Consider the following 17,583-nt stretch of genomic DNA (forward strand, 5'->3'; position numbering starts at 1 on the left):
GGCGGCGAGCGTGTTCTGCTCGGATGACATTCAGTACTCCTTGGCTGCGACAGCTGCGATGGCCGGCAGCTGCATGAAAACGGGTGGCCGGAGCTGCCGGTCGGGGCGAAACGGTGCCGCGGGCCGTGCCCGCCGTACAGTGCCGCCGCCGGGAAGGGCGCGGCGCTGGTCGGAGGCAGGGGCGCGGCGGGTGCTCATGCCGGGTCCAGGTGGGCCAGGGTGTCGGCGTCCAGCGCGTCGGTGATGCGTTCGCGCAGGGCGTGGAAGCTGTCGTCGCCCAGCAGAGCGGCGCGGCGGCGCGGGCGCGGGAAGGGCACCGCATGCTCGGCGATGATGCGGCCGGGCGAGGCGCCCATCACCACCACGCGGTCGGCCAGCAGCAGGGCCTCGTCCACATCGTGGGTGACGAAGATCACCGTGCGGCGCGGCTGGCCGCGCTCCCACACTTCCACCAGCAGATCCTGCAGGCGGGCGCGGTTCACCGGGTCCAGCGCGCCGAAGGGTTCGTCCATCAGCAGGAAGGGCGATTCCAGCGCCAGCGCGCGGGCAATGGCGGCACGCTGCTGCATGCCGCCGGAGAGTTCGAAGGGATGGCGGGAGGCCGCGTCGCCGAGGCCGACGCGGTCCAGCTGCTCCCACGCTCGGCGGCGGCGCTCGGCGCGGTCCAGCTTGGGATGGGCCTTGGCGACCGCCTCGGCCACGTTGTCGCCCACCGTCATCCAGGGGAACAGCGAGTAGTTCTGGAAGACCACCGCGCGGTCCGGACCCGGCCCGGCGATCTCGCGGCCGCCGGCACTGATGCGGCCGTGGCCGGGCTTCTCCAGCCCGGCCAGCAGCCGCAGCAGCGTGGACTTGCCGGAGCCGCTGGGGCCGAGCAGGGCGACGAATTCGCCGCCTGCCACCGTCAGGTCTATGCCCTGCAGGATGAGCTGCTCGCCGTAGGCGAAGGCCAGCCCATCCACATGCAGGTCGTTGCCGCCGTGTCCGCCGCGGGTGCTCACAGAACGTTCCTGGCCTTCTCCGCCTGGAGCTTTTCCTTCCAGTACGGATCCTTCGGGTTTTCCTTGGCCAGCTTTTCCAGTGCGCGGTGGTAGGGGCCGGTTTCGAAGATGGGTTCCAGCGGACGGGTGCCATCGACGAATTCAGCTTCGACCAGCGTGGTCCAGAACTTCTGCGTGCCCTTCACATTGGGATCGGTGGTCTGATCCAGGTGCGGGGAGTAGTAGCCCTGTTCCAGGATGTCGCGGTCCAGCTTCACGTACTTCTGGATGGAATCGATGGTTTCCTTGCGGTTCTGGGCGGCGAACTTCTCCGCCTTCAGGATGGCGCGCAGGAAGCGGTCCCAGGTGTCGCCCTTGGCGGCGCGGTCGGACTTCACCACCAGGCGGCAGCAGGGGTGGCCCGGTTGCACGTCGGAGGAGCGGATGACGACCTTCAAGCCCTGGCGTTCGGCGCGGATGTCATGCGGACCCCACACCACGCCGGCGTCCACCTGGCCGGACTTCACCGCTTCCAGCACCGCCGGCGGGTTCTTCAGTTCGAAGATCTGGACGTCGTTCTTCCAGTTCAGCTTCTCGTCCTTCAGCGCCGCGCGCAGCACCGCGTCACCGGTGGCGAGGCGGATGGTGGCGATCTTCTTGCCGCGCAGGTCGGCCACGGTCTTGATCGCGCCGGCGTTTTCCGGCTTGACGATGATGGCGGCGTCTTCACCCATGATGCCGCCGATGATCTTCAGCTCGGAGCCGCGGGCGTAGTGCACCAGCGGGGCGGCGGTGCCGAAGGCGCCCACGTCCAGCTTGTTGGCCACCACCGCGTTGAGGCCGTCGGCGGAGTTCACGAATTCCACCAGCTCCACGTCCAGGCCCTCTTCCTTGAAGAAGCCCTGTTCCTGGGCGACGAAGAACTTGGCGTGGCCGGTAACCGGCAGATAGCCCACCTTCAGCGATTCGGCCAGCGCGCTGCCGGCGGCGAGGGCGAGGATGAGGCCGGCGAGGCCGGCGCGTAGGCGTTGTCCGGTGCGTTGTCCGCTTTGCATGCTTGCTCCCTTGGTTTTTGCTGTCTCGCCGCATGTTCCCCAATGGAACAGGCGCGAAAAGGTCGGGAGTTTAGTGCGGAAGTTTGACGGCTGAAATAATAATAAATGTGTTCTTAATCACTATTGGAAATATGGGGCGGGGCGCCGAAAGCCGCGCCAGCAGTGGATCTCCACGCTGGCAGACGTGAGGCGGCGCCCTCTGCATGCCATCCGTATGAGCTGGAGGAAGGTGCGCGCGGTCGGCGGCTTGCCGGCGCGCGGCCGGGGATGACGCGCCGCATCACTGCAGCCCGGCGCCTGCGGGGGCGCCTGCCTGCACGGCGCCCGGATGCGTGGCTCGCGCGGCGGCTACTATTCGCTGCACCGCCTTGCCGCCTCCGGGAGCCGCCGATGTCCTTGCTCAGCCGTTATGCCTTCTTCGCCTGCTGTGTGCTGTTCACCCTGGCCTGCGTGCCCTTCCTGCAGCACGACTGGCTGTGGCCATTCGCCTTCACCGGCGCGCTGCTGAGCCTGATCGGCGTGTGGGACTTGCTGCAGAAGCGCCACGCGGTGCGGCGCAACTATCCGGTGCTGGGCAACATCCGCTACCTGATGGAGGCGATCCGGCCGGAGATCCGCCAGTACCTGTTGGAGGCGGACCGGGAGCAGCTGCCTTTCTCCCGCGCCCAGCGCTCGCTGGTCTATGCGCGGGCGAAGAACGAGGGCGCGGACAAGCCCTTCGGCACGCTGGTGGATGTCTATGACAACCACTTCGAGTTCATCAACCACTCGATACGGCCGGCGCCGCCGCGCGATCCGGCGGCGTTCCGCATCACCATCGGCGGGCCGCAGTGCAGCCAGCCATACTCGGCCTCCATCTTCAACATCTCGGCGATGAGCTTCGGCTCCCTCAGCGCCAACGCCATCCGCGCGTTGAACAAGGGGGCGCGCCTGGGCGGCTTCGCCCACGACACCGGCGAGGGCAGCATCAGCGCCTATCATCGCGAGCACGGCGGCGACCTGATCTGGGAACTGGGCAGCGGCTACTTCGGCTGCCGCAAGGCGGACGGCAGCTTCGACCCGGAGGCCTTCGCCCGCCAGGCGCGCGAGCCGCAGGTGAAAATGGTGGAGGTCAAGCTCAGCCAGGGCGCCAAGCCCGGCCACGGCGGCATCCTGCCGAAGAAGAAGATCACGCCGGAAATCGCCGCCACCCGCGGCGTGTCCATGGATGAGGACTGCGTGTCGCCGGCCGCCCACAGCGCCTTCTCCACGCCCATCGAGCTGCTGCAGTTCATCGCCCGCCTGCGCGAGCTATCCGGCGGCAAGCCCACCGGCTTCAAGTTCTGCCTGGGCCACGGCTGGGAGTTCATGGCCATCGCCAAGGCCATGCTGGAGACCGGCATCACGCCGGACTTCATCGTGGTCGATGGCAAGGAGGGCGGCACCGGCGCCGCGCCGCTGGAATTCACCGACCACCTCGGCGTGCCGATGCGCGAAGGCGTGCTCTTCGTGCACAACACCCTGGTCGGGCTGCGCCTGCGGGACAAGATCAAGATTGGTGCGAGCGGCAAGATCGTCAGCGCCTTCGACATCGCCCGCGCGCTGGCCTTCGGCGCGGACTGGGCGAACTCGGCGCGCGGCTTCATGTTCGCCATCGGCTGCATCCAGAGCCAGTCCTGCCACACCAACCGCTGCCCCACCGGCGTCGCCACCCAGGACAAGCTGCGCCAGCGCGCGCTGGTGGTGGAGGACAAGGCGGAGCGGGTGTTCAACTTCCACCGCAACACCCTGAAGGCGCTGGCCGAGATGCTGGCCGCCGCCGGCCTCACTCATCCCGCCCAGCTGGACGCCAACCACCTGGTGCAGCGCCTGTCCGCCAGCGAAATCCGCCTCTACGCCCAGCTCCACACCTTTCTCAAGCCTGGCGAACTGCTGGAGGGCAGGGTGGAAGGGCGCTTCTACGAGCGCTCCTGGGAAATGGCGCGGGCGGACAGCTTCGACCCGGCCGGCGTTTAGGCGGCGTGTCGCAAGCCCGCAGGCGCGCCCGGCAAACCCTGTGCGGGCCTGCTTTCAGCGCCATGCCGGCAGCCTTGCTCTGCAGCGGGGATGAATAAGCAACGCAAAAAATAGTATTGGAAGTTATAAGAGGCCTTCTGCAAATTATCCCGACGACGCAAGGGGATACCCGGACCGGGTAGCCGCGATTCGGGAGAAGGCAATGAGGGCACTGGTAGTTGGAGCCGACCGGGTGGACGCCATCCGGGCGGAACTGGAGCGGGCGGCGCACCTGGGCGTGAGCCGCACCGAGCATTGGTCGGGCCGCCATGTGGGCGACAAGCGCCGGCCGATTCCCGTCGATACCCGCCTGGTGGTCGTGCTCTGCGACCGCATCAACCACGACCTGCTCTACAGCGTGCGCCGCCAGGCTGCCAGCCGCGGCCTGCCGGTGGTGTATTGCCGCCATTCGCTGGTGGACATGCGCGACAAGCTCGCCCGGATGGTGCCCACCGCCGCCGACTGCGCCGCCAGCGGCTGCCCGGTGGAATTGCAGCGCAAGGGCAGGGCGAACTAGACGCCGCCGGGCTCGCCGGCCGCCGAGCGCGGTCCGGCCTGTCTTCCCGCCCCGCGTCCCCGTCCTCGTATCCCCTTCCGCATTTCCTTTCCGCGTTCCCGCCTGAACGCTCCCCGCCGCCCGAATCCTGCCCGGAAGCAGGCGGGGCGGCGCGGAACCACCCCGACGACCAAGGAGCCATTCATGTCCATTCAGTCCATCAACGTGCGCAACCAGTTTCGCGGCCGCATCAAGGAGATCATCCGCGGCCCGGTGGTTTCGGAGATCGACGTCGAGACGCCGCACGGCCTGGTCACCTCGGTGATCACCACCCGCTCGGTGGATGAGCTGCAGCTGCAGCTCGGCAGCGAGGTGATCGCGCTGGTGAAGTCCACCGAAGTGTCCATCGCCAAGGTTTGAGGAGCACGCCATGAGCATTCTGACGCTGGCCGGCAGCCCGGCCGCCTCCTCGCGCTCGCGGGCGCTGCTGGAATGGATAGGCGCCCGCCTGGGCCGCAGCGGCGAGCGGGTGGACAGCCTGGCGGTGCGCGAGCTGCCGGCGGAAGACCTGCTCTTCGCCCGCGCCGACACGCCGGCCTTGCAGGCGGCGCTGGCCAAGGTGGAACGCGCCCAGGCGCTGGTCATCTCCACGCCGGTCTACAAGGCCGCTTACAGCGGCGCGCTCAAGACCTTCCTCGACCTGCTGCCGCAGAAGGGCCTGGCCGGCAAGGTGGTGCTGCCGGTGGTCACCGGTGGCTCGGTGGCCCACACCCTGGCGGTGGAGTACGCGCTGAAGCCGGTGCTGGCGGCGCTGGATGCGCGGGTGGTGCTGAACGGCGTGTTCATCGCCGACAGCCAGCTGGAATACGCGCCGGACGGCCTGCGCATCGCCAGCGAGGCCGAGGCCCGGCTGCACGAGGCGCTGGACCGCTTCGAGGATGCCGCCCTGCGCTTCCGCTGGCCGCTCGCCGGCCCGCGCAGCGCAGTCGCGGTCGAGTCCGCCTTCCCGCTGCCGGTCAGCGGCTGAAGGCCGCAGGGCCGCGCACCGGGGATTCCCGCAGAAAACCAGCCATCCCATCGAGCAGCGCTCGTACAGGAGTTCATCCAGATGAAGACCGTTTCCCCCCGCCGGCGCCTGCTGCGCCTGGCCCTCAAGACTTCCGCCGCCATCGTTGCCGTGGCGACGCTGGGCGGCGTGCCCGCCCAGGCGCAGCAGAAGGAGATCCGCATCGGCTGGCAGAAGGGTTCCACCCTGTCCATCGTCAAGGCGCGCGGCAACCTGGACGAGCGCCTGAAGGCGGAGGGCGTGAAGGTGAGCTGGACGGAATTCCCCGCCGGCCCGCAGATGCTGGAGGGCCTCAACGTCGGCAGCATAGACATCGGCGTGGTCGGCGAGACGCCGCCGGTGTTTGCCCAGGCCGCCGGGGCGGACCTGGTCTATGTCGGCAACGAACCGCCGGCGCCGCGCGCCGAGAAGATCCTGGTACCCAAGGATTCGGCGATCAAATCGCTGGCCGGGCTGAAGGGCAGGAAAGTGGCGCTGAACAAGGGCTCCAACGTGCATTACCTGCTGGTGAAGGCGCTGGAGAGCGGCGGGTTGAATTACGGCGACGTGGAAGTCGCCTTCCTCACGCCGGCCGACGCCCGTGCCGCCTTCGAGAAAGGCGCGGTGGATGCCTGGGCCATCTGGGATCCCTTCGGCGCCGCCGCCGAGGCGCAGATCGGCGCCCGCATCCTGGCCGACGGCAACGGCATCGTGAATAACTACAACTTCTACATCGCCGCCCGTCCCTTCGTGAACAAGCATCCGGAAGTGCTGGCCTCGGCCCTGGTGGCGATCAACGAAACCGGCACCTGGGTGGGCAAGAACCAGCGCGACGCCGCCGCCATCGTCGCGCCGCAGATCGGCCTGCCGGTGGAGGTCGCCGCGGTGTCCGTTTCCCGCTACGGCTACGGCGTCAAGCCGCTGACCGAGGACGTGGTGAAGCACCAGCAGCAGATGGCCGACACGCTGTTCGAACTCAAGCTCATTCCCAAGAAGCTGGACGTGGCCTCCGCCGTGTGGCGGCCGGCGCCCTGATGCCAGCCGGCGCGGTGCCCGGTGCAAGCCGCGCGCGCCGCGCCCTGTGTCTTTCCCTCTCCCCGCCCCCGAGAGCCCGACCGATCACCCGTTTTCCGGAGACTTCCATGAGTCAGGACACGCCGCTCAACATCTTCTGGTTCCTTCCCACCCATGGCGACGGCCGCTACCTGGGCACCGCCCACCAGGCCCGCGCGGTGGATCACAACTACCTCAAGCAGATCGCGCAGGCCGCCGACGGCCTGGGCTACGGCGGGGTGCTGATCCCCACCGGCCGCTCCTGCGAGGATTCCTGGATCGTCGCCTCCAGCCTCATCCCGGTAACGCGCAAGCTGAAATTCCTGGTGGCGCTGCGGCCGGCGACCATCTCGCCAACGGTGGCGGCGCGCCAGACTGCCACGCTGGACCGCCTCTCCGAAGGCCGGCTGCTGGTGAACGTAGTGGCCGGCGGCGACGCCTCCGACCTCGAAGCCGACGGCATCTTCCTCGGCCATGACGAGCGCTACGCGCATGCCGACGAATTCCTCGACGTGTGGAAGCGCCTGCTCTCCGGCGAAACGGTGGATTACGACGGCAAGTACGTGAAGGTGAAGGGCGCCCGCCAACTCTTTCCGCCACTGCAGCAGCCGCATCCGCCGCTGTTTTTCGGCGGCTCTTCCGACCGCGCCCACGACACCGCCGCAAAGCATGTGGAGCTCTATCTCTCCTGGGGCGAGCCGCCGGAAGAGGTGGCGCGCAAGTTCGCCGACGTGAGGAAGCGCGCCGAGAAGGAAGGCCGCCAGGTGCGCTTCGGCGTGCGCCTGCATGTGATCCCGCGCGAAACCGAGGCCGAAGCCTGGCAGGCGGCGGACGAACTCATCCGCTACCTGGACGATGACACCATCGCCAACGCCCAGGCCTCGCTCGGCCGCATGGATTCCGAGGGCCAGCGCCGCATGCGCGAACTGCATGGCGGCGACCGCGGCAAGCTGGAAGTGGCGCCCAACCTGTGGGCCGGCGTCGGCCTAGTGCGCGGCGGCGCCGGCACCGCGCTGGTGGGCGACGGCAAGATCATCGCCGAGCGGCTGAAGGAATACGCCGCGCTGGGCGCCGACACCTTCGTGCTCTCCGGCTACCCGCACCTGGAGGAGGCCTATCGCTTCGCCGAGCTGGTCTTCCCCCACATCAAGCTCGCCGGTGCCGAGAGCACGCTGCCGGACGGCCTGCGCAAGGCCCCGACGCTGATCAGCCCCTTCGGCGAGATGGTGGCCAACGACCTTTATCCCAAGGCCTCGGCCAGCTGAGCCGGGCGCCACGAAACCGGGCAGGGCGCCTGCCGTCTTGCCCGCGCTTCCCCACAGGACATTGAAATGAAAAAGAAAGACGCATTGCCGGAGCACAAGCCGCATACGCCTGGAACCCCCCACGCCAGCCGGCGCAAGACCCTGCAGGCCTTGGGCGGCCTCGCCGCGCTGGCACTGTTGCCCGCCGCTGTGCCTGTAGCCCGCGCCGCCGCCTGGGAAGGCAAGGCGCTGCGCATCGGCCACCAGAAATCCTCCACGCTGGCGGTGGTGCTGAAGACGCGCGGCTCGCTGGAGCGCCGGCTGGCACCGCTGGGGCTGAAGGTGGAGTGGTACGAATTCACCAGCGGCTTGCCGCTGCTGGAAGCGCTCAACATCGGCAGCCTGGAGTTCAGCGCCGACGTGGCCGACACCGTGCCGGTGTTCGCCCAGGCCGCCGGCGCCCGGCTCACCTACGTCGCCCAGGAAACGCCGTCGCCCGGCGCGCAGGCCATCGTCGTGCCGGAAGCCTCGCCCATCCGCAGCCTGGCCGATCTCAAGGGCCGCAAGGTGGGTCTGGCCAAGGGCGCCGGCGCCCACTACCTGCTGATCGCCGCGCTCGCCAGCGTCGGCCTCACGGTGAAGGACGTGGAGGTCGCCTACCTGACCCCGGCCGATGGCCGTGCCGCCTTCGAGCGCGGCGCCATCGACGCCTGGTCCATCTGGGACCCCTTCCTCGCCGGCGTGCAGCGCCAGTCCAAGGTGCGCCTGCTGACCGGCGAGCCGGCGGTGGCGCAGTACAAGCGCTATTACCTCGCCGCCGACGCCTTCGCCGAAGCGCGGCCGGACGTGCTGGCGGTGCTGTTCGAGGAACTGCGCGACGTCGGCCGCTGGGTCAAGGCCAGCCCGAAGGAAGCCGCGGCCCTGCTGTCGCCGGTGTGGGGCCTGGATTCCGACACGGTGGAACTCGCCAACAGCCGTCGCAGCTACGAGTTGCGCGCGGTAGCGCCGGATCAGCTGGGCGAGCAGCAGCGGATCGCGGATGCGTTCTTTGCCGAGAAGCTGCTGCCGAAGAAGGTGGCGGCGACCGAGGTGAGGATCTGGACGCCGGGTTGAGGAGGCGGGATGGCCCGAGACGGGCTCCGCTGCCCGCGATTCCGCCTCGATCGGCGTGGCTGCCGGCCAGAGGGGCCGGCATCGCCGTCCGATAAAGCATCGCCTCGCAACGCTGGACGAATTCCCCTGACTAGAGAGCCCGAACCATGAGCAAACCCAAATCCTCGGCCCGCCAGCGCTGGCGCGGCCTGCTGCCCTGGCTGGTGCCGGTGCTGATCGTTGCCGTGTGGCAACTGGCGGCGCAGATCGGCTGGCTGTCCACCCGCATCCTGCCGGCGCCCTGGGCGGTGCTGCGCGCCGGCTATGAACTGGCACTGTCCGGCGAACTCTTCACCCACCTGGGCGCCAGCTTCGCCCGCGCCGCCACCGGCTTCGCCATCGGCGGCGGCATCGGCTTCTTCTTCGGCCTCATCAACGGCGGCTACCGGCTGGCGGAGAACCTGTTCGACACCACCCTGCAGATGGTGCGCAACGTGCCGCACCTGGCGCTGATTCCACTGGTCATCCTGTGGTTCGGCATCGGCGAGGAGGGCAAGCTCTTCCTCGTCGCGCTGGGCGTGTTCTTCCCCATCTACCTCAACACCTTCCACGGCATCCGCGCGGTGGACCCGGCGCTGGTGGAGATGGGCCGCTCCTACGGCCTCAACGGCTGGACGCTGTTCCGCCAGGTGATCCTGCCGGGCGCGCTGCCCAACATCCTGGTCGGCGTGCGCTACGCGCTGGGCTTCATGTGGCTGACGCTGATCGTGGCCGAGACCATCTCCGCCACCTCCGGCATCGGCTACATGGCGATGAACGCGCGCGAGTTCCTGCAGACCGACATCGTGGTGCTCGCCATCCTCCTTTACGCGGTGCTCGGCAAGCTTGCCGACGTCGCCGCCCGCCTGCTGGAGCGCACCTGGCTGCGCTGGAACAGCGCCTACCAGCCCGCCTGAGGCCGAGGAATCAAGACCATGAGTGGAATCGACAGCAAGGAATTCGAGCGCGTGGCGGAGCAGGGCCTACGCCCGGCCAATGGCGCGGCGGTGCAGGTGCGGGGCGCGGAGCGCCGCTTCGGCGAGCGCACCGTGCTGAGCGCGCTGGACCTGGACATCCGCCCGGGCGAGTTCGTCGCCATCGTCGGCAAGAGCGGCTGCGGCAAGAGCACGCTGCTGCGCCTGCTGGCCGGACTGGATGAGGCCGATGGCGGCGCGCTCGGCATCAACGGCAAGCCGGTGCGCGGGCTGGACGACGACACCCGCATCATGTTCCAGGACGCCCGCTTGCTGCCCTGGAAGAAGGTGGTGGAGAACGTCGCCCTCGGCCTGCCGGGCAAGAAGTGGGCGGTGTGGGAGGCGGCGCGCAAGGCGCTGGCCCAGGTTGGCCTGGCCGATCGCGCCGAGGAGTGGCCGACGCGCTTGTCCGGCGGCCAGCGCCAGCGGGTGGCGCTGGCGCGGGCGCTGGTGCACCGGCCGCGCCTGCTGCTGCTGGACGAGCCGCTGGGCGCGCTGGATGCGCTCACCCGCATCGAGATGCAACGCCTGATCGAGCAGCTGTGGCGGGAGCACGGCTTCACCGCGGTGCTGGTCACGCACGACGTCGGCGAGGCGGTGGCGCTGGCCGACCGCATCGTGCTGATCGAGGACGGCCGCATCGCGCTGGACCAACGTGTCGAGCTGCCGCGCCCGCGCTCCCGCGGCGACGCCGCATACGCCGCGCTGGAGGGCAGGGTGCTGGACCGCCTGCTCACCGTGCAGGCGCTCAACGCCCGCAACCAGGTGCGCGGCAAGGTAGTGGCGATACGCACCGACGAGGTGCTGTCCGAGGTGGAGATCGAAGTGGTGACGGCCGACGGCCGCCGCGACAGCGTCATCTCCACGCTCACCACCCGCAATCTGCGCGAGCATCCGCTGGAGGTGGGCGCCGAGGTGGTGGCGGTGTTCAAGTCCAACGAGGTGGCGCTGGCCTTGCCGCGCTGAGCGGGTGGCGGGCTACTGGATCGATACGGCGACTCTGCCCTGCTTGGTCAGGACCAGGTCCGTATGGTCCGAGTAGATCAGCAGGGCGTTTACGTTCGGAATGACGTTCATCGGGTCCAGCGCGGCGAAGAACGGGCCTTGCTGGTTAAGGGCGGACCACGGCGAGTGGGTGCCAGAATAGACATTCATGCAGATGAACACATGCATCGGATTCAAGGCATTGGCGACGACATTGATCGGGTAGTTGAAGCCGTGGGCATGAACGAGATAGGTCCACAGGACTTGTCCTGCCGCATTGATCTCACATGCACAGATGGGCACGCAGCCGCCGCTCGCCAATCGCGTGAATAGCGGCACGGCGGGAGGCTGATGTGCCAGCGGCGTCTGGAACATGGAGTATTCCTGGGCGTTTATCAGGCTCTGTGGGGAGATCGACGGATAGACCGCCGGATAACCCGGGAGATTGATGGGCACGGGGCCGCCCCTGGCGGCCAGGTCGCCCGCCACGTTCAGTACCCTGCCGAATGCGTTTGCCATCGCGGAAGTCTCCTGTTCTCTTGCAAGAGATGGACCTTCATGGGTCGCCTGCAGCAATCCTAGGCAGTGAGTGCGCCCGCGGCCGTCCACGTCCGAGCGAAGTGCCCGTCCTTCACCTGGCTATCCGCCCTGCCATTGCCCTTGTCCACTGCCCTCAGCCAGTTCACTGACGCGGAAATCGCTTCCGGATAGGCAATATCCATACGATCGTAGATGCGCATGTTCTGGAAGTCGACCCGTTCCGGGTACGGCTCCCCAGGTCTGGCCGTGCCGGCCTCGGCCGGCCAGGCGCGTGCCCTGGGCCTGAGCAGGCGGAAGGGCTGGTGGTGCCGTTGCGTTGCCGGAGCGGAGGGTGAAAACCGCTGCTGCCGCCATTGCCGGGAATCGAGCGTCCCCTGCTGTCGGCGCATCGTCTTCCACGCGGGCGGGCACGCTCCGTTTGCCCTCGATCAAAGTCCCTGTCATCTCCTGGTGCCACAGTGCGGAAGCCGCGCCAAATCGCCATTTCCGGCCAGGGAGGCGAGGCAGATTCGTGCTATACCCCGTTTCTTGCGCGGCATATGGTGTTCAGGTTTTGCCGGTTCCGGTCGTAAGACGACGGGGCAGAGCGGATGCATGCACAGGCTCTGTTCCGGATCGCCGGCCCCCGCTGGTGACGCTGACAACATCGATGCACGCATCGATACGCATTTACCCGGCTCACGCGGAGGGGCCAGATCATGTTTCGAAATATGGGCTTGAAGGGGCGGCTGCTCGTACTTGTCGCAATTGCGCTGGTCGGGCTGGTTGGCCTGGCCGGCGTGCAGGCGCTGCATCTGCGCAGCCAATTGATGGACGACCGCAAGGCGACGCTGAAGGCGAGTATGGACCTCGCCATTTCCACGGTGAAATCCTTCCAGGCGCGCGAGGCCAAGGGCGAGATGAGCCGCGAGGAGGCCCAGCGCCGCGCCACCGATGTGTTGCGCGACATGCGCTTCCTCGGCAACGAGTACTTCTATGTGTACGACAGCAAGGCCATGGGCGTCATGCACCCGATACAGGCGGATTACGTTGGCCGCAGCCACTGGGATCGCAAGGACAAATCCGGCCAGTACGTGATGCGGGTGCTGATAGATGCCGCGCTCAATGGCAAGGGCTACGTGCAGAGCTTCACCGTGCGCCCCGGCAGCGACGAGCAGGTGCCCAAGCTGCACTACCTGGAGCACTTCCAGCCCTGGGACTGGGTGGTGGGCACCGGTCTCTACATCGATGACCTGGACCGCACTTTCCACGCCCAGCTGATCAAGTCCGCCATCGGCGTGCTGCTGGTGATCCTGCTGGTGGGGCTGGCGGCCTGGGCCATCACCCGCGCCATCTTCAACCAGATCGGCGGCGAGCCCCTGCTGGCGATGCGCCTGATGGAGCGCGCCAGCCAGGGCGACCTCACCGCCAGCGTCGGCCGGGTGCCGCCCGGCAGCCTGCTGGCTTCGCTGGAGACCATGATGAGCGGGCTGCGCGGCATGGTGGCCGGCGTCGGCACCAACGCGCACACCCTCATCGGCAGCGCCAGCCACATTGCCGAAGCGGCCGACCAGGTGGCGCTGGCGGCGCGCAACCAGTCCGACGCCACCGCGGCCATGGCCGCCGCGGTGGAGCAAATGACGGTGAGCATCAACCACATCTCCCAGAGCGCGCAGGACACCGAAGACAGCTCCGCCACCGCCGCCGACCAGGCCAGCGAGGGAGAGCAGCGGGTAAGCCAGGCGGCGGCGGAGATCGGCAAGATCTCGGACAGCGTCAGCGCCGCGGCCGCCGCCATCCGCCAGTTGGAGGCGCGGGCGGACGAGATCAGCACCGTCACCGGCGTCATCCGCGATATCGCCGCCCAGACCAATCTGCTGGCGCTGAACGCCGCCATCGAAGCCGCCCGCGCCGGCGAGCAGGGCCGAGGTTTCGCGGTAGTGGCCGACGAGGTGCGGGGCCTGGCCGAGCGCACCGCCGCCGCCACCGTGCAGATCGGCGACATGGTGGGCGCCATCCAGAGCGAGACTGGCGCCGCCGTGTCCGCGATGGACGCGGTGCTGCCCCAGGTTGAGCATGGCGTCGGCCTGGCGCACGGCGCAGCCGCCTCGCTGCGCGCCATTCGCGAAGGCGCCGCCAGCACACTGGACCGCATCCGCGACGTCGCGCTGGCGACCCGGGAGCAGAGCGCCGCCAGCACCGCCATCGCCCAGCAGGTGGAGAACATCGCCCAGATGGTGGAAGAGACGAGTGCGGCCATGGCCAGCACCGCCGACTCCGCGAAGTCCGCCGAGCGGGTGGCGGACGACCTCAACGGCATGGTGGAGCGCTTCCGCTGCTGAGCCTCGGGGCAAGGCCGGCCACCCGCGCCGGCTCTGCCGGATGTCATTTCCGCGCGGCAGCGACAGCGCGCGAAGATGCGCGTGCCCAGGGGCTCTCCCGCCACACCGCTTTCCAGCGTCATTGCGCTGGCCTGCCGGCTGCATCCGGCGGTCGGGTTGCCGCTACCTGCGCAGGCTTTTCCTTCTTCCGCCAACCGGATGGTGCCGCGGAACTATTTCATAGCTAGTCCATAAGCAATACGTTCAGGATGCGCTCCGGCCAGCCTGTAAGGGGCTGGCAACGGCAGCGGAGAGGGTGCTCCGCCGCTCGCGTACGCGCCCGGCAATCGCCGCCGCATGGACTAGTCTTGGATCATCGTCGCCTACCGGTGGAGGGAGCTGCATCATGTTCGAGAAACTGGGCTTGAGGGGGCGTTTGATCGCCCTCGTGGGAGTGGCGCTGGCGGGCCTGGTCTGTCTGGCCGGCGTGCAGGTGATACATCTGCGCGGCCAGATGCTGGAAGACCGCAAGGCCACCCTGCATGCCGCGGTGGACATGGCAATGTCGGTCGTGAAGGACATGCAGGCCCGCGAACAGAAAGGCGAGCTCAGCCGGGAAGAAGCCCAGCAGCGCGCGAAGGAGGTGCTGCGCTCCATGCGCTACCTCGGCAACGAATACTTCTACGTCTACGACAGCAAGGGCATGGGCGTGATGCACGCCACCCAGCCCGACTACGAAGGCCGCAACCACTGGGAGCGGAAGGACAAATCCGGCCAGTACATCGTGCGCCAGCTGGTTGGCGCTGCCACCGGCAGCGGCTACGTAGAGACCTTCAGCCTGCGTCCGGGCAGCGATGTGCAGGTGCCCAAGCTGCAGCATCTGGCCTATTTCCAGCCGTGGGATTGGGCGGTCGGCACCGGCCTCTACCTGGATGACCTCGACGCCATGCTCCGTGACCAGTTGCTGGAAGTCGGCGCCGGCGTGCTGGTGGTGTTCCTGCTGGTCGGTGCCTCGGCCTGGGCCATCACCCGCGCCATCCTGCGTCAGATCGGCGGCGAACCGCTGGTGGCGATGCGCTTGATGGAGCGGGCCAGCGAGGGCGACCTGACCGCCGAAGTCGGCAAGGTAGCGCCCGGCAGCCTGTTGGCCTCGCTGGACAAGATGCTGATAGGCCTGCGCGGCATGGTCACCGGCGTCGGCAGCAATGCCCGCACCCTGGTCGGCAACGCCGGCCATATTGCCGAAGCGGCCGATCAGGTGGCGCTGGCGGCACGTACACAGTCGGATGCAACTTCGGCCATGGCCGCCGCGGTGGAGGAGATGACGGTGAGCATCAACCACATCTCCCAGAGCGCGCAGGACACCGAAGACAGCTCCGCCGCCGCCGCCGAGAACGCCAGCACCGGCGAACGCACCGTCAGCAAGGCCGCCGACGAGATCGGCAAGATCGCCGACAGCGTCAGCGCCGCCGCTGCCGCCATCCGCCAGCTGGAAGCACGCGCCGGCGAAATCAGCACCGTCACCGGTGTCATCCGCGACATCGCCGCCCAGACCAACCTGCTGGCATTGAACGCCGCCATCGAAGCCGCCCGCGCCGGCGACCAGGGCCGCGGCTTCGCCGTCGTCGCCGACGAAGTGCGTGGCCTGGCCGAACGCACCGCCGCCGCCACCCTGCAGATCGGCGACATGGTCGGCACCATCCAGGGCGAAACCGGCGTCGCCGTCGCCGCCATGGACGCCGTACTGCCGCAAGTGGAGCAGGGCGTCGGCCTCGCCCGCGAAGCCGCCTCCTCCCTGCGCGCCATCCGCGATGGCGCCAGCGCCACACTGAACCGCATCCGCGACGTCGCCCTGGCTACGCGAGAACAAAGCGCCGCCAGCACCGCGATAGCCCAACAGGTGGAGAGCATCGCGCAGATGGTCGAGGAAACCAGCGCGGCAATGGCAAGCACCGCGGATTCCGCCAAGTCAGCGGAGCAGGTGGCGGATGACTTGAACGGGTTGGTGGCGCGGTTCAGGTATTGAGGGGAAATCCGCTTACTCGCCTGAATATTTTCGCGTAAAGAAGTGGCCGGTTCGTCCGGCCATTTCCTTGAGTTCTCAGGTGAAAAGACTCCGCCAGTAACTGTGTAGACCAACGATATTGGATGAGCACAAGAAGGGCATTGCCGCTTCTATATCCTCGATAGGCCAATTCCACCATTCCATCTCGAGAAGCAGGGATATTTCCTCATTCGGGAACCGCTTCTTTATTTCAATTGCCGGGTTTCCGCCGACGATGGCGTATGGTTCCACGTCTTTCGTGACCAAGGCGCGGCTACCGATCACCGCGCCATGCCCGACCTTGATGCCAGGCATGATCATGGCCTCGGCACCGATCCAGACGTCGCTGCCTATCACGGTGTCGCCTGCTCTCTGGAAGGCATCGACAGCGTTCGAAAAGGCGGGCTCCTCCTTCATGTAGAAAAAGGGAAAAGAGGATGCCCAGTCGTACCGATGGCCTTGATTGCCCGCCATGATGAACGATGCACCAGTGCCGATAGAACAGAAACTGCCGATGATCAACTTGTCAACATTGTCGCCGTCCTGCAGCAGATATCGTGCGCAATCGTCAAACGGATGGCCGTGATAATAGCCAGAGTAATAGCTGTACCGCCCAACCTTAATGTTGGGATTTTTTACATGCTCGGAAAGCTGTCTGCCTTTGAAGGGGCTCTCGAAGTAATTGTCCATAAGATTGGGCTTGGAAAATATTCCACTGGTAACGTTCGACATGAGCGTCAGTTCGCGGCTTGCCGACAACTGCCACTTGAAGATGGGATGGATGGCTCCTCCTTTTCCGCGCCCAATAGGCGCACCGATGCTCATGGGGATCGGCCCTCGGAAGGAGATGTCCATCGTGGATGCTACTACCGTTGCGGTTGACCTGGCCAAGCACCTCTTTCAACTCGCCGTCGCCGATTCGTCCTGCCACGTGATCGACAATCACCGCCTCACCCGCGGCTAGTTCGAGCGCTGGTTCGCCAACCGGAATGTCTCGTCGTCATGGAGGCTTGCGGCTCTGCGCATCACTGGGCACGCTGGCTCAATTTGACTGGGATTGGTTCGCCTGCTGCCCGCAGCCTGCATCCGTGCCTATGTCCGGCGCAACAAGGCAGATGCCGCTGAGGCCGGCGCTTCTCGAAGCCGCACGCGTGACCGCATCTCGAAGCGGGGAGAACGGCATTTGAGAATGCTGCTCACCCATGGCGCCCGCGCCGTACTCCCGGGCCGAGGCCCGCGACGCGAGCCGCCCCCTGGACAGCCTGCGTACCTGGGCAACTGCGGTGCAGCAGCACACTCATCACAACAAGGCCGCCTGCGCGCTGGTCAACAAGCTTGCCCGCGTCTGCTAGGCCGTGCCGTGCGATCACGCCGCCTATGGCAAAACGCCCATCTTCTCCATGCCCTGGTAAGGTGCGTTTGAGAACTCGGACAAAGGGGGGCGGCGTTCAATACGATATGCGGTGCCGCCGAGAGACGGACCGTCGTTTGGGGCGTTAGCGGAGAAGTTTTCTCCCTTCCCAACAGACCAATCGGTGGGCACCATTACAGAGAAGGCACGAGACGGACCAAACTGTTGCTGCATTTGGATTTCCTTCTCAGTGGCTTGTGTGCCGAAGCCTATGGCTGTAAAGAGAAGAAAAAATAGTCTTCGCATGCAAAATCCCTAACGTAGAGCTAACCGGCGCTGCGCGGACTTATCG

17 protein-coding genes are annotated in these 17,583 nt (G+C 67.2%); 12 read left to right on the forward strand and 5 right to left on the reverse strand.

Annotated features, from left to right (window positions below):
* Positions 1–194 precede the first annotated feature (194 nt).
* Together GRF61_RS10270 and GRF61_RS10275 are read right to left on the reverse strand one after the other, a co-directional pair.
* A complete protein-coding gene (locus GRF61_RS10270) occupies positions 195–1,001 on the reverse strand; it encodes an ABC transporter ATP-binding protein (protein WP_169150564.1) in 807 nt (268 codons plus the stop codon).
* Entirely contained in the window at positions 998–2,035 is a 1,038-nt protein-coding gene (locus GRF61_RS10275) for an ABC transporter substrate-binding protein (protein WP_169150565.1), read from the reverse strand. Before GRF61_RS10275 ends, GRF61_RS10270 begins: the two co-directional genes overlap by 4 nt.
* A 390-nt stretch (positions 2,036–2,425) precedes the next feature.
* On the opposite strand from GRF61_RS10275, the gene GRF61_RS10280 reads away from it, so the two are divergent.
* The 9 genes from GRF61_RS10280 (at position 2,426) to GRF61_RS10320 (ending at position 10,978) form a co-directional block, all read left to right on the forward strand.
* A complete protein-coding gene (locus tag GRF61_RS10280; protein WP_169150566.1) occupies positions 2,426–4,030 on the forward strand; it encodes an FMN-binding glutamate synthase family protein in 1,605 nt (534 codons plus the stop codon).
* A gap of 202 nt (positions 4,031–4,232) precedes the next feature.
* Positions 4,233–4,586 (forward strand): hypothetical protein, encoded by a 354-nt coding sequence (locus tag GRF61_RS10285; RefSeq protein WP_169150567.1) that lies wholly within the window; start codon positions 4,233–4,235, stop codon positions 4,584–4,586.
* Between the two features lie 183 nt (positions 4,587–4,769).
* On the forward strand, positions 4,770–4,985 hold the full coding sequence (locus GRF61_RS10290) for a molybdopterin-binding protein (protein ID WP_133594002.1): 216 nt from the start codon (positions 4,770–4,772) through the stop codon (positions 4,983–4,985).
* A 10-nt stretch (positions 4,986–4,995) separates the two neighbouring features.
* Positions 4,996–5,592 carry an NADPH-dependent FMN reductase gene (gene ssuE, locus GRF61_RS10295; protein ID WP_169150568.1) on the forward strand — a complete coding sequence of 199 codons (597 nt, stop codon included), beginning with the start codon at positions 4,996–4,998 and terminating at the stop codon, positions 5,590–5,592.
* Positions 5,593–5,673: 81 nt separating this feature from the next.
* A complete protein-coding gene (locus GRF61_RS10300; RefSeq protein WP_169150569.1) occupies positions 5,674–6,645 on the forward strand; it encodes a sulfonate ABC transporter substrate-binding protein in 972 nt (323 codons plus the stop codon).
* Between the two features lie 107 nt (positions 6,646–6,752).
* Positions 6,753–7,928, forward strand: coding sequence for an FMNH2-dependent alkanesulfonate monooxygenase (gene ssuD / locus GRF61_RS10305; protein ID WP_169150570.1), 1,176 nt, complete (start codon positions 6,753–6,755; stop codon positions 7,926–7,928).
* A 66-nt stretch (positions 7,929–7,994) separates the two neighbouring features.
* A complete protein-coding gene (locus GRF61_RS10310) occupies positions 7,995–9,020 on the forward strand; it encodes an aliphatic sulfonate ABC transporter substrate-binding protein (protein WP_169150571.1) in 1,026 nt (341 codons plus the stop codon).
* Positions 9,021–9,166: 146 nt separating this feature from the next.
* Complete coding sequence (gene ssuC / locus GRF61_RS10315; protein ID WP_169150572.1) at positions 9,167–9,955, forward strand: aliphatic sulfonate ABC transporter permease SsuC; 789 nt, start codon at positions 9,167–9,169, stop codon at positions 9,953–9,955.
* Between the two features lie 18 nt (positions 9,956–9,973).
* On the forward strand, positions 9,974–10,978 hold the full coding sequence (locus tag GRF61_RS10320) for an ATP-binding cassette domain-containing protein (RefSeq protein ID WP_169150573.1): 1,005 nt from the start codon (positions 9,974–9,976) through the stop codon (positions 10,976–10,978).
* A gap of 12 nt (positions 10,979–10,990) precedes the next feature.
* On the opposite strand, the gene GRF61_RS10325 is transcribed toward GRF61_RS10320, so the two are convergent.
* The gene (locus GRF61_RS10325) at positions 10,991–11,515 is read right to left on the reverse strand and encodes a hypothetical protein (protein WP_169150574.1); all 525 of its coding nucleotides are present in this window, start codon (positions 11,513–11,515) and stop codon (positions 10,991–10,993) included.
* A gap of 59 nt (positions 11,516–11,574) precedes the next feature.
* Complete coding sequence (locus GRF61_RS10330) at positions 11,575–11,925, reverse strand: hypothetical protein (RefSeq protein ID WP_169150575.1); 351 nt, start codon at positions 11,923–11,925, stop codon at positions 11,575–11,577.
* A gap of 309 nt (positions 11,926–12,234) precedes the next feature.
* On the opposite strand from GRF61_RS10330, the gene GRF61_RS10335 reads away from it, so the two are divergent.
* Together GRF61_RS10335 and GRF61_RS10340 are read left to right on the forward strand one after the other, a co-directional pair.
* Positions 12,235–13,857 carry a methyl-accepting chemotaxis protein gene (locus GRF61_RS10335; RefSeq protein ID WP_169150576.1) on the forward strand — a complete coding sequence of 541 codons (1,623 nt, stop codon included), beginning with the start codon at positions 12,235–12,237 and terminating at the stop codon, positions 13,855–13,857.
* 385 nt (positions 13,858–14,242) lie between these two features.
* A complete protein-coding gene (locus GRF61_RS10340; protein WP_169150577.1) occupies positions 14,243–15,862 on the forward strand; it encodes a methyl-accepting chemotaxis protein in 1,620 nt (539 codons plus the stop codon).
* Between the two features lie 75 nt (positions 15,863–15,937).
* Here GRF61_RS10340 and catB read toward each other — a convergent pair whose 3' ends face one another.
* Positions 15,938–16,570: a type B chloramphenicol O-acetyltransferase gene (catB, locus tag GRF61_RS10345; protein WP_169150596.1), complete on the reverse strand. Its 633-nt coding sequence runs from the start codon at positions 16,568–16,570 to the stop codon at positions 15,938–15,940.
* Positions 16,571–16,937: 367 nt separating this feature from the next.
* On the opposite strand from catB, the gene GRF61_RS24765 reads away from it, so the two are divergent.
* Positions 16,938–17,303, forward strand: a complete 366-nt coding sequence (locus tag GRF61_RS24765) for a transposase (RefSeq protein ID WP_248281190.1) — start codon at positions 16,938–16,940, stop codon at positions 17,301–17,303.
* The last annotated feature ends 280 nt before the right edge of the window (positions 17,304–17,583 follow it).

Source organism: Azoarcus sp. TTM-91 (assembly GCF_012911025.1).
Taxonomy (GTDB): domain Bacteria; phylum Pseudomonadota; class Gammaproteobacteria; order Burkholderiales; family Rhodocyclaceae; genus Azoarcus.

Bases quoted from the DNA above. Each gene is read 5' to 3' on its own strand.
- GRF61_RS10290 (WP_133594002.1), top strand. From the start codon at position 4,770: ATGTCCATTCAGTCCATCAACGTGCGCAACCAGTTTCGCGGCCGCATC.
- GRF61_RS10300 (WP_169150569.1), top strand. From the start codon at position 5,674: ATGAAGACCGTTTCCCCCCGCCGGCGCCTGCTGCGCCTGGCCCTCAAG.
- catB (WP_169150596.1), bottom strand. From the start codon at position 16,570: ATGGACAATTACTTCGAGAGCCCCTTCAAAGGCAGACAGCTTTCCGAG.
- GRF61_RS10280 (WP_169150566.1), top strand. From the start codon at position 2,426: ATGTCCTTGCTCAGCCGTTATGCCTTCTTCGCCTGCTGTGTGCTGTTC.
- GRF61_RS10310 (WP_169150571.1), top strand. From the start codon at position 7,995: ATGAAAAAGAAAGACGCATTGCCGGAGCACAAGCCGCATACGCCTGGA.
- GRF61_RS10275 (WP_169150565.1), bottom strand. From the start codon at position 2,035: ATGCAAAGCGGACAACGCACCGGACAACGCCTACGCGCCGGCCTCGCC.
- GRF61_RS10285 (WP_169150567.1), top strand. From the start codon at position 4,233: ATGAGGGCACTGGTAGTTGGAGCCGACCGGGTGGACGCCATCCGGGCG.
- GRF61_RS10320 (WP_169150573.1), top strand. From the start codon at position 9,974: ATGAGTGGAATCGACAGCAAGGAATTCGAGCGCGTGGCGGAGCAGGGC.
- ssuC (WP_169150572.1), top strand. From the start codon at position 9,167: ATGAGCAAACCCAAATCCTCGGCCCGCCAGCGCTGGCGCGGCCTGCTG.
- GRF61_RS10335 (WP_169150576.1), top strand. From the start codon at position 12,235: ATGTTTCGAAATATGGGCTTGAAGGGGCGGCTGCTCGTACTTGTCGCA.
- ssuE (WP_169150568.1), top strand. From the start codon at position 4,996: ATGAGCATTCTGACGCTGGCCGGCAGCCCGGCCGCCTCCTCGCGCTCG.
- ssuD (WP_169150570.1), top strand. From the start codon at position 6,753: ATGAGTCAGGACACGCCGCTCAACATCTTCTGGTTCCTTCCCACCCAT.
- GRF61_RS10330 (WP_169150575.1), bottom strand. From the start codon at position 11,925: ATGCGCCGACAGCAGGGGACGCTCGATTCCCGGCAATGGCGGCAGCAG.
- GRF61_RS10340 (WP_169150577.1), top strand. From the start codon at position 14,243: ATGTTCGAGAAACTGGGCTTGAGGGGGCGTTTGATCGCCCTCGTGGGA.
- GRF61_RS10325 (WP_169150574.1), bottom strand. From the start codon at position 11,515: ATGGCAAACGCATTCGGCAGGGTACTGAACGTGGCGGGCGACCTGGCC.